The 16,248-nt window shown below is 42.4% G+C and carries 11 protein-coding genes; 2 read left to right on the forward strand and 9 right to left on the reverse strand.

The genetic code is table 11. The features are described 5' to 3' along the window. Positions 1-77: 77 nt before the first annotated feature. Together ACT3QN_RS03975 and secA are read right to left on the reverse strand one after the other, a co-directional pair. Entirely contained in the window at positions 78-608 is a 531-nt protein-coding gene (locus ACT3QN_RS03975) for a hypothetical protein (RefSeq protein WP_444528980.1), read from the reverse strand. 229 nt (positions 609-837) lie between these two features. Beyond that, positions 838-3,621, reverse strand: coding sequence for a preprotein translocase subunit SecA (secA, locus tag ACT3QN_RS03980; protein WP_444528981.1), 2,784 nt, complete (start codon positions 3,619-3,621; stop codon positions 838-840). A gap of 453 nt (positions 3,622-4,074) precedes the next feature. On the opposite strand from secA, the gene mutS reads away from it, so the two are divergent. Further along, entirely contained in the window at positions 4,075-7,176 is a 3,102-nt protein-coding gene (mutS, locus tag ACT3QN_RS03985) for a DNA mismatch repair protein MutS (protein ID WP_444528982.1), read from the forward strand. A gap of 205 nt (positions 7,177-7,381) precedes the next feature. Further along, positions 7,382-7,705, forward strand: coding sequence for a ferredoxin FdxA (gene fdxA / locus ACT3QN_RS03990; RefSeq protein WP_131656275.1), 324 nt, complete (start codon positions 7,382-7,384; stop codon positions 7,703-7,705). A 100-nt stretch (positions 7,706-7,805) separates the two neighbouring features. Here the strand turns inward: fdxA and ACT3QN_RS03995 are convergent, their stop codons facing one another. From ACT3QN_RS03995 to ACT3QN_RS04025, 7 genes are all read right to left on the reverse strand, one after another. Then, a complete protein-coding gene (locus ACT3QN_RS03995; RefSeq protein ID WP_444528983.1) occupies positions 7,806-8,207 on the reverse strand; it encodes a pilin in 402 nt (133 codons plus the stop codon). A gap of 132 nt (positions 8,208-8,339) precedes the next feature. Further along, positions 8,340-8,795, reverse strand: coding sequence for a pilin (locus ACT3QN_RS04000; protein WP_444528984.1), 456 nt, complete (start codon positions 8,793-8,795; stop codon positions 8,340-8,342). Positions 8,796-9,088: 293 nt separating this feature from the next. Further along, positions 9,089-9,535 carry a type IV pilin protein gene (locus ACT3QN_RS04005; RefSeq protein ID WP_444528985.1) on the reverse strand — a complete coding sequence of 149 codons (447 nt, stop codon included), beginning with the start codon at positions 9,533-9,535 and terminating at the stop codon, positions 9,089-9,091. 2 nt (positions 9,536-9,537) lie between these two features. Beyond that, positions 9,538-10,140, reverse strand: coding sequence for a type IV pilin protein (locus ACT3QN_RS04010; RefSeq protein WP_444528986.1), 603 nt, complete (start codon positions 10,138-10,140; stop codon positions 9,538-9,540). Next, positions 10,133-14,119: a PilC/PilY family type IV pilus protein gene (locus ACT3QN_RS04015; protein WP_444528987.1), complete on the reverse strand. Its 3,987-nt coding sequence runs from the start codon at positions 14,117-14,119 to the stop codon at positions 10,133-10,135. Before ACT3QN_RS04015 ends, ACT3QN_RS04010 begins: the two co-directional genes overlap by 8 nt. A gap of 41 nt (positions 14,120-14,160) precedes the next feature. Then, positions 14,161-15,102: a pilus assembly PilX family protein gene (locus ACT3QN_RS04020; protein ID WP_444528988.1), complete on the reverse strand. Its 942-nt coding sequence runs from the start codon at positions 15,100-15,102 to the stop codon at positions 14,161-14,163. A 44-nt stretch (positions 15,103-15,146) separates the two neighbouring features. Continuing rightward, entirely contained in the window at positions 15,147-16,238 is a 1,092-nt protein-coding gene (locus ACT3QN_RS04025) for a PilW family protein (RefSeq protein WP_444528989.1), read from the reverse strand. Positions 16,239-16,248 lie beyond the last annotated feature (10 nt).

Raw genomic sequence — 16,248 nt, forward strand, 5'->3', positions numbered from 1 at the left:
AAAGCAACGCTAGCTTAGCGTTGCTTTTTTTACACTTACTATTTACCAATTATTGCAGACAATGTATTGCAGACCAGTTATGAAGCTTCATTACACTCGAATGTATTAACATTTGACTCATCTGCACCAGCGGTACGCATAACGCCAGTTTTACGATCTTCGTGCCCTACGCGCCATTGTGTGAAGCCTTGACCACCATCAATTGCGGTTGCTACTTCAAACGCTTCAGGATTACTACCTTCATTGGTCTGATTCAAAGTGACTGTGCCCATATCAGTTGCGACAACAACTTGGTTGGTATCTTCTTTATAAGTCGCCTCAATTTTTAGTTCGGGTGTACATAGATATGACATCTGCATGACGCCGCTGTTTACTGAAGCGGTCGTATCACCTTCTACCTCATTAAGCGAAGCGTCTTCGGTATCGACGACGACATCATTAGGTTCAGCAGGCTCCGCTGACATTGGAACAGACTCTTCTGTATTGACGCCTTCCATACCCGCTTCTGGCTCTGGTTGCTCTTGACAGGCACTAACCGTCAAGGCGCCAGCCAACAAACTTGTTAAAACTACTGAGCTGCGTACTTTTTTTAAGAATTCTACACTCATAACACTCTCCCAAATAAATATGTTAATCACTATAGCGTGTCCATAAATTCACGCCTATGTTGAATTTGTAAGTAATCAATACAAAGTGTTTGTGGGTCTTAGTCTAGCAAATTTTAACATTGGATAAATTAACTAGCAGATATAAAAAAGCCCCCATCTATTTTAGATAAGGGCTTCTTCAAACAAGAACTTTTTTAGTACATAGCTATCATCTCGCCATGATTAATGACTAGATTTTACCATGACATTGCTTGTATTTAAGACCTGAACCACAAGGACAAGGCGCATTACGGCTAATATTCATACCTGCGTATGGGTTTGGCTCACCGGCTACGCTACCTGCTACTGAAGCCGCTGCTGCTGCGCTAGCTACAGAATGATTTTGAGGTTGCGGCTGTGCAGCTGAGTTACTTGCTCCACTGTCTAAATTATCTACATCGTCATGCTCAAACTGCATTTGCATATGGGCAGCGTTCTCACGTTGCTGAGCTTCTAATGCTTCTAGCTCCTCCTTAGTTGGAATATGCACACGTGACAAGTCTTGTACGGTCTCAGACTTAATCGCACCAAGCATCATTTGGAACAATTCAAACGACTCACGCTTATATTCTTGCTCAGGGTTTTTCTGTGCATAACCACGCAAATGAATTCCTTTACGTAGCTGGTCCATTTGCGTTAAGTGCTCTTTCCAATGCTTATCTAAACTCTGTAGCATGAAATGACGCTCAAGCTGGGCGGCATCTTTTTCACCCATCTGTTCACGGCGACTGTGATAGCGATCTATCGCTGTTTGAACGATTTTCTCACGCAGGCCTTCTTCATCTAAACGACGATCTTCATCCAACCAATCGTTGATTGGCATTGATATTTTAAACTCGTCTTCTAGTTCGTCTTCTAATCCGTCAATATTCCACTGATCATCAATAGAGCCAGGTGGAATAAACTGATTGATCATCGCGTTATATACTTCGTGATGCATCACCTCGATGGCTTCTAACAAGTCCATCTCTGCTAGTAGATCATCACGCTGACCATAGATAACTTTACGCTGCTCATTAGCCACATCATCGTATTTCAGTAGGTTTTTACGTGCGTCAAAATCGCGACTCTCAACTTTACCTTGCGCGTTTTCAATCGATTTGGATACCATTTTATGTTCGATGGCTTCGTCTTCTTTAAGACCCATCGCGCGCATCATATTGACCACGCGATCGCCTGCGAAGATACGCATTAAGTCATCTTCGAGCGATAAGAAAAAGCGCGACATACCAGGATCGCCTTGACGACCGGCACGACCACGCAGCTGGTTATCAATACGGCGTGATTCATGGCGCTCAGAACCAATAATATGCAAACCACCAGCTTCAACCACTTTGTCATGCTTGACTTGCCATTGGTTCTTTAAGCGCTGCATTTCTTCTGGACTGACCGCGTCGATATCTTCGATAAACGACTGCCAGTTACCGCCAAGGATAATATCCGTACCACGACCTGCCATATTAGTCGCAATAGTGACTGATGTTGGACTACCCGCTTGGGCGATGATTTCTGCCTCACGCTCATGCTGCTTAGCATTCAAGACATTGTGTTTCACGCCTTCTTGGTCGAGTAAATAAGACAACTCTTCACTGGCTTCAATCGTCGCTGTACCAACCAGTACTGGCGCACCTTTGGCTTGGATTTCTTTGATCTCGCGGATGATACCTTTGTATTTGCCTAACTTAGTTAAGAAAATCTGGTCATCCATATCGATACGAGCAATTGGCTCATGCGTTGGAATAACAATAACATCTAGATCGTAAGTAGATTTGAACTCGGAAGCTTCAGTATCAGCTGTACCTGTCATGCCAGACAACTTTTCATACAGGCGGAAGTAATTCTGGAAGGTCGTTGTGGCGAGCGTTTGGTTCTCTGCTTGAATTTCGACGTTTTCTTTGGCTTCTACTGCTTGATGCAAGCCTTCCGACCAACGACGGCCAGGCATAGTACGGCCTGTGTTTTCATCAACGATGATGACTTCGCCTTCATCCACGATATAGTGAACGTTTTTGACAAATACATGATGCGCACGAATGGCTGCTTGAACATGTGCTAATAGTGGCAGGCGACTTGGGCTATACAAGCTTTCATTTTCACCAAGCTCGCCTACTTCAATTAAGAAGCGCTCAATTTTTTCATAGCCTTTTTCACTAATCTCAATTTGGCGATTTTTTTCATCAATCCAGAAATCTTCGTCTTCATTATTCTTGTTTGCTTCTTCGTCTTTCGAACGGATCAATACAGGGATAATCGTATTAATCAGCGCGTACATGCGCGAAGAATCTTCGGCTTGCCCTGAGATAATGAGCGGTGTACGAGCCTCATCAATCAAGATTGAATCAATTTCATCGATAATACAGAAGTTTAGCGGGCGTTGCTTTTTCTCAGCAAGACTAAAGACCATGTTATCGCGCAGATAGTCAAAGCCGTATTCGTTGTTAGTACCATAGGTAATGTCGGCTTGATAAGCTTCGATCTTTTCTTGCGGCGGCTGCTGTGAGTAAATCACACCAACGGTCATACCCAAGAACCCGAACAGCGGACGGTTTAGCTCAGCATCACGCGCAGCCAAATAGTCATTTACCGTGACCAGGTGAACCCCTTTGCCACTGATAGCGTTTAGATACATGGCCAAGGTGCCCATCAGGGTTTTACCTTCACCAGTTTTCATCTCAGCGATTTTACCTTCGTGCAGGGTGAGACCACCGATCAGCTGCACATCATAGTGACGCATGTTGTTGACACGTAATGATGCTTCGCGGCAGACAGCAAATGCCTCTGGCAACAACGCATCTAAGCTCTCGCCTTTTTGATGACGGGCTTTAAATTCTTCGGTTTTTTGTTGTAGTTGCTCATCAGACAGGGCTTGAATTTCAGCCTCTCGTGCGTTGATCTTGTTGACCACTTTACGCATGCGTTTCAATTCGCGGTCATTTTTGGTGCCAACCACACCGCCTATAATCTTTGATAACATAATTTTTTGACCTATGGAATATTCGATAATTAGTACGCATTAGCCAAAGCTTAGCTCACGGCCTTGTCCTCATTCGACTAAGTACTACCTAATTTAGTATCGCCCAATTAAGTGTGCCGTCATTATATATGGTTATGGCGCTGATGGATACAAGGGCAACGAGTAGATATTTACTACGGTAAAAACCCAGTATGACGTGTTAAAATAGCGAATACCTTCTTAAATTTCTTAGCTTTTTTAGCGACTTTTTTATTTGTCGCCGTTTGATTCTTATACCTTGCTATCATTACATATTGGCTCAATATTTATTGTTGAACCATTTATCTACAGGTGACTGGCTTATTGGTAAAGCCAAAGCGATATATCAAGCTCATACATAAGAAAAACGACTCTTTAACGCTCCTATCAAAAACTATTTATTACCACTCATTAAAGTACTATAAGAGACTCTGCATGACCGTAAAGCCATCTGTACAAAATCAGTCGTCCAATCCTAACTCATCAGAAAAACCCTTACCAAAACAAGAGAACTCTGACTGCTTAAACATAGGCGATGCTGTCTATAATCTAGCAGACCATACGCCAATGATGGTGCAATATCTAACCATGAAAGCCAACTATCCACAAGCATTGCTCCTGTACCGGATGGGTGACTTCTATGAGCTATTCTTTGATGATGCTAAGCGTGCGGCACAAATATTAGATATCACATTAACGCGCCGTGGTACGGATAAAGCAGGTAATACAATCGCAATGGCGGGCGTGCCATTTCATGCAGCTGATAGCTATATGGCACGATTGATCGCTGCTGGTCAGACGGTGGTTGTATGTGAACAAATTGACGAATCGTCAACTGGCAATGCTAGCAATAAATCCAATACTCCTGCGATGGGCGACAAGCAGAAGAAAGACAAAAGCAAATCTGCTGCTGGTAGCATCATGCGCCGTGAAGTGGTTAAAACGCTTACAGCAGGCACTATTACTGATGACGCATTGATTGGGCCTAATCATACGCCGACTGTGGTCGCCATCGATATTGCGACTATGAAAGCACAAGATAATAGCCAGACCTTACAAGCAGCCGTTAGCCAAATGGATTTGGCCGCTGGTACACTGACTACCCAGACACTGATAGCAGATAAAAACGATATAGATAATTTGCAAACTCAAATGCTTACTGTGTTGGCGCGTTTTGCGCCCAGTGAATGTATCATTAGTGAAGCACTCAGCGATAGCATTGGCGGCACTGATACAGAGTGGCTACTGTGGTTACGACAAAATCTGGACTGCCCTATTATAGAAGTCGCTGCCAATGACTTTCATCGTGAACATGCTGGTGACACGCTTTGTCAACAGTTCGAGGTTCAGCGTCTCGACGGGTTAGGTATTCATGAAGCTCCATTAGCTCAATCAAGCTGTGCTGCATTGATCCACTATGCGCGTCAAACTCAGCAACGTCATGTGCCTCAAGTGAACCAACTCATCGTTGAGTACAGCGATGACTACCTAATTATCGATGCCAATAGCCAACAAAACCTTGAGCTCTTTACCCCTGTTAGTAGCAACGGTACTTCTTTGATATCTGTGCTGAATCACTGTCAGACTCCGATGGGTAAACGCCTACTGGTACAGCAAATGAAGCGTCCTCTGCGGCAGCATTCACGTATCAATATGCGTCTAGATGCGATAACTTGTTTGCTAGCCCCAGAGAGTGACTCAATTGAGTCAAATCAAAATGTGAAAGATGGCTCACTGGTGACACGTTTACGAGAAACGCTGAATACTATTGGCGATATTGAGCGAATCAGCAGTCGAATCGGGCTAATGAGCGCCAAACCCCGCGACTTACGTAAGCTTGCCGATGGTATTGCTAGTAGTGCTCAGCTTACTACTCTGTTGACAGCATCGGGTATCAACCATGAAGACGCTGGCCTGTTGCCAATGCTGATGCAGCAATTGCCAACGCAACTACCTGCTGTTAAATCCGTTGCTGAGCTAATCGAGCGTTCTATTGTCATAGAACCACCCGCCCATATCCGTGATGGCGGAATGTTGGCAGCGGGCTATGACGATGAGTTTGATCGCCTCACTCACCTTCACGATAATATTCAAGTGACATTGGACGAGATGGTAGAGCGCGCACGTCAAGATAACCAACTACCGAGTCTAAAGGTGGGCTTTAATAAAGTTAGCGGCTTCTATTTTGAACTACCCAAAATGCAGGCGAAAAATGCCCCAGCCCACTTTATTCGTCGGCAAACGCTTAAGAGTAGCGAGCGCTTTATCACTGATGAGCTGAAGGAAGTCGAGACAGAATATCTAAGTGCTCAGTCCTTAGCATTGGCGCGTGAAAAGCATCTGTATCAAGAGCTGCTCACTCAATTAAACCAACACTTGGCTGACCTACAACAGCTTAGCGCGGCTATCGCCCAATTAGATGTGCTAAGCAATTGGGCCCAACTTGCCATGATGTATAACTGGCAGCGCCCGATCATGGGCTTACATACGGACGACCAAAGAGAGCCAGTGGTTAATAACCAAACCAACATTGATATTCGCCAAGGTCGTCACGTTGTGGTCGAAGCGGCATTAAATCAAACGAACGCGAATAACAGGAATAGTCATTCCTTAAGTACAAACCACTTTGTTGCTAATGACTGCGTGCTAGGTAGTACCAATGCTAATGAGGGACACCCTGAAAGATTGCTTCTAATTACTGGCCCTAATATGGGTGGCAAATCTACTTATATGCGCCAGACCGCCCTGATTGTACTGCTCGCGCATTGCGGGAGCTTTGTGCCAGCAGCTAGTGCTCATATAGGTGATATCGATCGTATTTTTACTCGTATTGGTTCAGCGGATGACTTGGCTGGTGGCAAATCAACCTTTATGGTAGAAATGATTGAGACGGCCAATATCTTAAATCAAGCCACCAATAAATCACTGGTATTAATGGACGAAGTCGGACGCGGTACTGCCACCACTGACGGTTTAGCTATTGCCCATGCCTGTGTCAATCGCCTAACTGAGATTGGCTGCCTAACATTATTTGCCACTCACTACTTTGAGCTGACCCAATTGACAAATGGTAATAGTAATCACCATGCTAATATCCGTAACGTTCATGTCGCAGCGAGTGAAGTTGATGGTCAATTGCTACTACTTCATCAGATCAAAGAAGGTGCAGCAAGCTCTAGCTTTGGGCTTCATGTTGCAAAAATGGCTGGCATCCCTACTCAAGTCCTAGAGGATGCTAAGCGCTATTTAGCAGACAACTTACGGTTAGACAGTTTAGCCGTAGATAACGCAAAAACTATTGATGATAAAAATGAATTAGCTAAGTCAGTAAAGGATAAACGGCAAGAGAGTTATAATGACGTTACTCTAAGTCAAGAAATCACTCCTACTGCTCAAGCGGCAGATACATTGGATAATCCAAAACAAAATCAGCTATTTAGCCTACAATATGAGCTGAGCATGATTGATCCTGATAGTCTAACGCCCAAGCAAGCGCATGATTTACTTTATCATCTCAAGAAAATCATTAGTCATTAAAGGGAATTGTCAAATAGTAGCAAAGGCGCTAAAATACGCTTTATTTTCCAACTATTCTATGTAGCCCTTATAGTTGATTTAATTTAAAAGAATTATAATGCAGCTGAGCGCAGAGTTATAAATAATACTTCAGGCCAGGCTGACGCATGACTCTTTTAAAAGAGATTGACTATATCAGCCAATCCAATAACAGGTAGACCTCACTATGACCTTTGTCGTTACAGATAACTGCATTCTTTGCAAATACACCGACTGTGTAGAAGTCTGTCCTGTGGACTGCTTTTATGAAGGTCCAAACTTCCTAGTCATCGATCCTGATGAGTGCATCGACTGCGCGCTATGCGAGCCTGAATGTCCCGCCAACGCGATCTTCTCAGAAGATGAAGTGCCGAAAGACCAAGAAATGTTTACTCAGCTCAACGAAGAATTGGCACAAAAGTGGCCAAACATTACTGAAATGAAAGAGCAAATGCCAGAAGCAGCTAAGTGGGATGGCGTGGAAGGTAAGATTCAATATCTTGAGAGGTAGATAATTCTTTGAGCGTTTCTCAATACATTGAGTTAATAAAAAACCACCTAATAGCAATGTGCTGTTAGGTGGTTTTTATTGACTTGTAAGATACATATAATTAAGATAATACACGACAAGATGAACCATCGGGAACGTCACACTCTATACGTGCATTAGAAGGCTTTTTAGCGACGGCTACAATTTTTTGTTGCGTTTCTGACGTCCAGCCTGTGGCATCAGTTATTGATTCACAAGCGCTTACTACGGGTGCAGTTGGCAAAGAAGTATTATCTTGATCATTGATTAAATAAAATACGTTATTACTATAGCTTTTAGCTTCTGAAAGACACGCTGCTTGCTTAGTATTACTCACATATGACTGATAACTAGGTATGGCTATAGTGGCAAGTATACCGATTATAGCAACGGTTACTATTAACTCTATCAGAGTATAGCCAGATTGAGCGGCATTACCGTATGATGCATGATGATTTTGGAATGCTGGCTGGTAAGGTTTCATATCATTATCGTCGATAATGAGTCTATAGGCTACAATGCAGAGATTGTGCCAGTTAGATTTAGACTTATTGAATACAAAAAGCCAAACAGAGCGTTTGGCTTTTTTAGAATTACACAGTATTAAATATTTACATTAATCGCCGCTAGTTCTATTTTCGCAGCCTGATGGAATAAAGTTAGATGCAATGTTAGTAGTTGTACATTCAAAATTACCAGCTGCTTTCCTATCGTATTGGATTGTAGAACTTTCTCCTAAACGACCAGAGTTTTTGACTGCACACTTGATTGCATCGTTCGTGTCAGTAGTCGCTCCTGTAGCGCCTGTTACTGAAGGAGCAGTTACTGTAAGAGTACAGTTACCCGTTTCTGCAGTTGCTCCTAGGGCTGCTAAGCTGACCCCTGAAGCACCTTTCTCATTGAAAGCGATTTCATAGTTTGTTTTAAGTGCAGATATATCAGCTAATGCAGCTGAGGCTTTAGACTTAGCTGTATAATCTTGATAAGCAGGAATAGCGATAGCTGCTAGAATACCAATAATAGCAACCACGATCATTAGTTCGATTAGGGTAAAACCTTTTTGAGCGTTCATAGACTTGTCCTTTAGGATAATTTATCAGCAGATGATTTATCTAGCTGACAGTTATAAATTTGATTATTTCTTATCATAGATACTGCATATAGTGTGCCAAATCATTATTCTTAATAGTAGTTTCAGCTTAATATTCAATAAATCTTACTATTTAAGCTCAACAGCTTACTTTCTAATATTAAATGACAGTAATTGTTACGGCTAACCTACTAGATATTGTCAATTTACGTCGTTTTTAATAGTGAGTAGTAAATTGTACTGACGTTTTTTGTCAACTATTCTGATATCTATGCCTATTTCCATTCATCATTCATACCACATTTATCGTCTCTACATTTTAACCCACGATGATCAAAAGTTAGAGCACCATCACCTGCCATTCTTGTGCCTGCTATTGGTATAGCCGTAATTGTCCACTCAGCGGTCAGTGGATCTGGGCTAAAGCTAATAGTATAGAGAGCAGTACCTTGACTTGGGAAGCTGCCCCCTAAATCAGTGAGCAATGAATTACCATAGCGACCTTGCGCCAGCTTCCGACTCTTGATAGTGGCCGCGATGTTTTGTAGTTCACTCATCGTATCGGTTCGATGCCCTTTCTCTATATAACCTTGATAGCTTGGGATAGCGATGGCAGCAATTATGCCAATGATAGCAACCACAATCATCAGCTCTATCAGGGTAAACCCTCTATTATCGTGACTATAGCCACTGTAACCTATCTGTTTATGAATATTGGTCATAATCACCATACCTGCGCATCGCTACCACAATCCTTTGATTTGAAAGTGAGATTGTCTTTAGTCATACACCTAACTCCCATGCTAGTTAGGAGGATTTTATTTCCGTTCTTGATGTAACGGGTAGGATTGGGCACTGCTACCATTTTCCATGTACGTCCTGTGACATTGTCTACACCTGTTGCAGTCACTAGGCTCTGAGGCGCAACGGTCGTCGACCCATCGACCAGAGTGATGCGATAAGTATAATCATCGCCACTACCCGCGGGAACATTGATGATCGTATTACTAGTATCTGCATAGCTATAATCAGTATCGCCATCATCATCTACGATTTGTGGAATAAAACCCTTATAAGTCAATGCACTAGCACGCCAGCGCTCTAATTCTAATTGCAATTGTAGCATCTTAGCTTGGGTGTCACGTTCAGCATTGACGATAACGTAACGACGATAGCTAGGTACTGCAATAGCGGCCAAAATGGCTAAAATGACAACAACAATCATTACCTCAATAAGTGTAAACCCCTTTTGATTAGCTGGGTTTCTTAAGCGGCCTGCTAACATGCCACTTAAGAAAGGTTGCACACAGTTACTATACCTAGTCATTAACGGACTCCGATAGCTGCTCATACCATCTAGTCGTAAATAATCGATAGTCCATAACATTTACATTACCACCACCTGAACCACTGGAATTTTCATTATCAGCATTCGTGCTTGAGCCAGCACAACTACCGCCAGGACAACTAGTATCTAGTCCTGACGCCTGATCTGTTGACCAAGAATCATTAAATTTGATACGGTTTTTGGAGTCGACTAGCTCACTGAACGATTGAGTGCCTAGCATGATGCGTGTTGTCGGGTTTTCTGGATTAAAGGCACCAAATGCCAACTCTTGAATACCTTTACCTGCGCGTACAAACCCAGCAGTACCATTTAATGAATGATCCGTTTTTGTAGCGTCCTTTTGTTCACAAATACCATAAGGTAGACAGTATATTTGACGCTCTGAACCACCGACAATCTGGGCAGCGCAACCACTGGTTTCATCATATTTCATCTCTGGGCTATATGCAGTCATATAATAATGCCCGCCAATAGCCATACCATCACCCATAGATTTGACGTTTTTGACTTTATTATTGCCGTCAAATTGGTTTAGAGGGTAATACCAACCTTGTGAGGTAGCGACATTTGGACGCATAGCTGCTTTTACCCCTGATTTAGTTGCACTTGCATTATTTTGGTTAAAGGGTAGTTCAGTCAACGCATCTGAAGTAAGGTTTTGAGTCGCTAGCGTGACACTTGCATCTTCGCCATATAGTCCTGGGCTGGCGATGTCACGATCTATAATACCAAATAGTCGGTCGGACTCATTAGGCATATCATTACGCAGCCGTGATATGGGGTTACTTCTGTCACCAGAGGCAATATTTACTAATGCAAACAGGACACTGTTATCTTTATAAAAACTCACAGACGGCTGACCATAGAACCGGCGCTGTAGCCCTTTCTCTACCAGTGTACCTGAATTACCATCTAATACTTTTACGATACGACGAGTAAAGTTGTTGATACCTGCACTACCACTAATAGTCTGCCCATTACGCAAATCTACGCGAAATAACTGGCCGCCTAAATCACCAAAATATAAATGATCAATCATGCCGTCATCGTCACGGTCTAGGGTCGTAATCTTACCTACGACACTGTGCTTCATTGCTGGCACTTGTATATGTTTACCAGATGCCCCTGAGTCCCTACCTGATATTGACCAGATCACATCACCTGTCTTGGCATCAGTAATATAGACAGCATTACCATCAGCCATTTCTTTGTTACAACCTACAAATGCATTGTCAGACGCATCAAGACGGAATGTCGGGTCTTCATAGCACTCATCATAACCACCACCAAATATAATCACATCTTTGATACTATTTATGCCTGTGCCAACTCTGATCTTACCTGATACTGGCTCACTCCACACTTTACCTAATGCTTGATAATCACCAGTTGCAGCGAGACTAAAGAGCATTTTTGGACTGTCTAGGTTGCTAACATCTAGACCATACAATCCTTTACCACCTTGACGCAGACCACCATAGGCATAAACTTTGTCAGCAACGATTTTACCAGACGATTCAGATGTGGCAGAGCTAAAGTCATACTTATAGCTACCTTGTACTGACCACGGTGCATCAACACCAAACACAGGTGCATCGACGACAGTCCCTTCAGGTTGCAATGCTTCAATTTGCTCGTTGAGGATAGTTTTCGGAATGAATGCCAAGCTTTCTTGCCCACTATCTGCAGAAGCAATGTGCAAGGCGCCTTCCATAGAGCCAAACATCACATAGTCATCTCGGCTACTCTCATCGGTCGCCACCATGCCTGCATCGGCATCTACTTCACCATCGCCATCAGCGTCTTTGTCGTTTGCGTTGATATTGGCTCCATAAGAGATGAGCGTCGGTCTAGAGTGAATAACACCGCCTAGCACTTTTACATCACCTAGTGGATTGGCAATGATATTCTGAAGTGCTGTCTGCACGTCGCCTGTATCATTTATACGATCTGCTTCAGTCTGAGTCGGTTTGGCATCATAGCCTAGAAAGCTGAGTAAGTATAATTTACTTAAAGTAGTGTATGACTCATCAAGGTTACCGAACCCTTGTAGTACACCGTTCGTGACGCCTACTTTAAGGAGTTGTTTTTTGCTACCTACAGTATTTTCGACGTAAACATTTCGAGTAGTATTGTCACTGGTTTTTGGTGTTTTTAATTGAGCATAAAAGCCACCCGCAGCGATTCTATTGTTTACATTGATACTGACGCCAGCATCGTTCACAATAGTCTCATTTTGTTTGCTCCAAATATCTTGAGCGTCTGGGTTCAAGTCATCAGGGAAACCATCACCATCTTCGTCAATATATAATCTTCTATTATCTTGTCCAAATAACGTAGCTTGCTTGACATGGTACTTTTTCAGGTTACCTGACCATATTGCTGCGTCACTGCCTACCTTTGGCTCAAGCATTGGCAGATAAGCATAGGGCTTTACGCCCAAACTATTAAGCGGATCTGCAGGTACCGTTATAGTACCTGCAGGAGTACTTGGTAAGTCTGCCTTTAGATCCTCGATGACCGATAGCACACTGCCGACAATGTCCTTGGTATCTTTAGCAAAATAAAAGCCGCCTTGTCCATAGCCACCGACACCATCGTAAATGCCAGATTCCATACCTATATTACAAGCATTACGTGCATCGGGGTTGCTCGTAGATATTGCAGAGCAGTCATAGAATTTTTTTTCATAATTATATGGTGCACCATCGCTGTCTGTAAACTTATTGAGTGTGATACTCTTAACCTGATAACTATCTTCATCATCAACTGCACTAAAAGCTTCGCCAAAACCGACCATCGCTGTAGTTACATCTCGTTTAGTACGTAGCTGTTTGGCAAACTCGCCCATACACTCCCATCTGCTATCCTCGCTATCACCCTCCAATAGCCCTCCTGAACTGGGACAAGATGGTGCTGAGGTATTTAAAGCGGTACCCATCATGTTCTTTAGCGCCGTCTCATTATCCATATTACTAGGAAAACCATCAGTCAGCAGATAAACACCTTCTGCACCGCACTGCTGAGTCTCTGGCGCAATATATGATTTATTAGTACCATTCCCACTAACAATATCATTATCAGAAGTATCCATCATTCCACTGTAGGAGTTATAGCTATAACCTCCTAGCGTACTGTTACCAAGCATATAAGCGCCCGCTTCAGTAAATGCTGTGGCCAACGGCGTACCGCCCGAGGGACTCAACCCTTTTAAGAATTCTCTAATTTTATATTTTTGAGTGACATCTAGAGGTTTAGCTGGGACTATGATCCGACCCTGTTTGTTATTACCATAACCGAAAGCACCTACACCCATGATAATATCTTCATTGATACTCTCAAATTCAAGTAACTCTATCATCGCCAGTTTCAGCTTTGACATACGGTCATATACTTTTTCCGTGCCTTTTAGACAATACTCTAAGCGAATACCATTTGGACTTTCAACTATAGGATTATATATGTCAGAATATACATCGTTAGAGCTATCACTCATGATACATACTTGACCATCCGCTCCTACTAATTCTGGCGCTGTATACCGTGTATATGTGTATCCGCTATACGTCTTATCAGATGGTATATTGCTACGGTTAGGATAGTAGTAGTAAGTGTAATCATATTGATAATAGTCGCATCCCCTACTTCTATTACAAACTCTTGTATAAGCCTCATATACGGTTCTCCTCTCATATTGCTCATCATCCTGAAAGCTTACACTCCCACCCATACTGCCTGACTTATCCAGCATCAGAGTCAGCGTCGGCTTGTTTGATTCGCTACTAGGTTGATATATAGTCAGATCGCCAAGCTTGTTATAGCTTGCATTGCCACTGCTATCATAAGAGGTACCGGCGTGGGTTGTTACTGATGATACCATAAGCGCACTTACTGCCAACGTGATAGCAGCAGGACGAAACTGTGGTGATGAGGCAAAGGTCGATTGAATGAGTTTCATATTTAGTTCCTGCTATATGCGAATTATAGATATTGGCCACGTTACTTTGCTGATTGAGCGATATTGCCATTCGGCGTTAAGCCTAATAAATCCTGACAATCTTGAGAAATTGTTCCATCACCTTCACCATAACCTTCATCTATACAGTTTTCTGAGTTTACATCATTCTCTAGTTTTGCTTCTTTAACCAGCACCTTAGCGGGCACACCGATCTTAGCCAAGCATTGATTACGGGTCTCACCAAAATACGTATTCTGAGTAGCATCATCTTCATCAACTCCAGCTACAAATGACGCAGCATTTTCGCTAGGTTTTTTGAGACACTCAGTAATCTCTGAATCTGATACGTTTGATAGTGCTGGCAAAAACGACGTGGAATGTATTCGGAAGCTTGGTGAGCTACTAGTTGCATCGTCTGAATTGATAGTCATCTCTAGTGGCACATTTCCAAAAGGTGTCACAGGCAATGACTGTGTATTAGGTCTGGTGACTGAAACCTGAGTCATAACGTTTTGACGGGCATTGACAAAGTCACTAGCTTGACTAGGCCGACAAAAGCCTCCTGATAAATCTGCTCCACCTATTAACTTGCTTTGTCCAGATGCAGTTATGACAGTCGCTTCAGACATTTTAAAAAAATAGTTTTGACGTGGACGATAACAAAAAATAATTTGGTCACCACGGTTTGAAGTAGCGCCAGTATTCAAAAAATAACCAAAAAATCCAAGCGATCCAAGGATATTAGCTTTTTCACTATTGTAATCTGGGTCATTAATGATATTTTCAACATTTTTATTCGCAGTGTCTGAAGTATTCAAAAGTAGAGTGTCAACCTGTTCGCTAGTTGCAAGACGTAACGACGTCATACTATTCCGTACAGCAATGACACCTACAACGATAATTAATAGCAGAAACATGAGAACCACGATTAATGTAGCACCACCTTGTGAAGTCGATAACTGACGGTTAGGATATTTATTCATAGTATTATTACCAAGGCGAGAGCGATTTACACATTAGGTATTATTTATTCATCTACAATATTTCTTAATGTCACATATGACTCTACTACTGTACGCAAGTATTTTTTACTCAAACTACTATTCATATCAAGTTTTTTGCCTAATACGGTAAATTCAGATGCGCCTTCTTCATTCAACGTTGCATTATCAGAACGCAAAATCAAACCGTATTTTATACCTACAACTGGTGGTTGATCATCTAGGTCTAAAGCCAAGTAATCTTTTACCGTATAATACTGTAGCTGACTGCCCTTTCTAGTCGACAACAATATATCGAAGTAATCCACATGAGTCATGACCTCTTGACCAGCATCGCCAAAATCTCTAATTGAATTATTTGCAGTAAATTCAACAGATTTGGATAGCTTTTCATCTGGCCTGCTTTGTTCAGTATAATCATCCATTATTTCGGTAATATACTTTCCTGCATCACAATACAAAGAGAGCTCTGTAGGTTTTGCTGCGTCAGGTGCCTTTAGGTAGAAACGCTCTACAATAATCTGGCCGTCAATGACTTCCTTTACTCCACCTATAGTGACCTTTCTTGGGCCTAGCGCCAACTTACCTTCACAGTCATACATGTCTTGTGGCGCACGGTACTGTATGGTCAGCTGGCTACTTTTCGAGCTCATATTGCTCGCTCCAGACCATTCATTTTTCTCCGTACTTACCGTTTGATCACCAGTACGAGTTAATAAGGACACTTTTACAGGGGAGCCGTTTAAAGTAATGTTTTTGGGTGTTTTTGGATCACCACCTAAGTCTTTGGGATTACGGAAATTATCTAATGCATTGTTTCCTTCTTCATCTTCTAACGCATTGTCAGCACTGGTTAGTACAATGCCTGAACCAGGCTGATCGGCTGCAACTTCATCTGCTAAGCCCAAGTTTGCAAGACGGGCTTTTCTTTCTATTATAGGTAAATTAAAGGCAGCATCTTCGACTAATTCTGAGGCGCTTGTTTGTATGCCTGCTGTTTTCGCATTGATCATATAGACTTGTACTGCAGCAGCAGATACAAGCAGACCTAAAAACAGCGATACCATGAGTTCTATTAATGTAAATCCCATTTGGCGTTTTGAATAATTCTGAAGCATTGAGATTCTC

The sequence above is a fragment of the Psychrobacter sp. AOP7-C1-14 genome (genome assembly GCF_052376135.1).
Taxonomy (GTDB): Bacteria; Pseudomonadota; Gammaproteobacteria; order Pseudomonadales; family Moraxellaceae; genus Psychrobacter.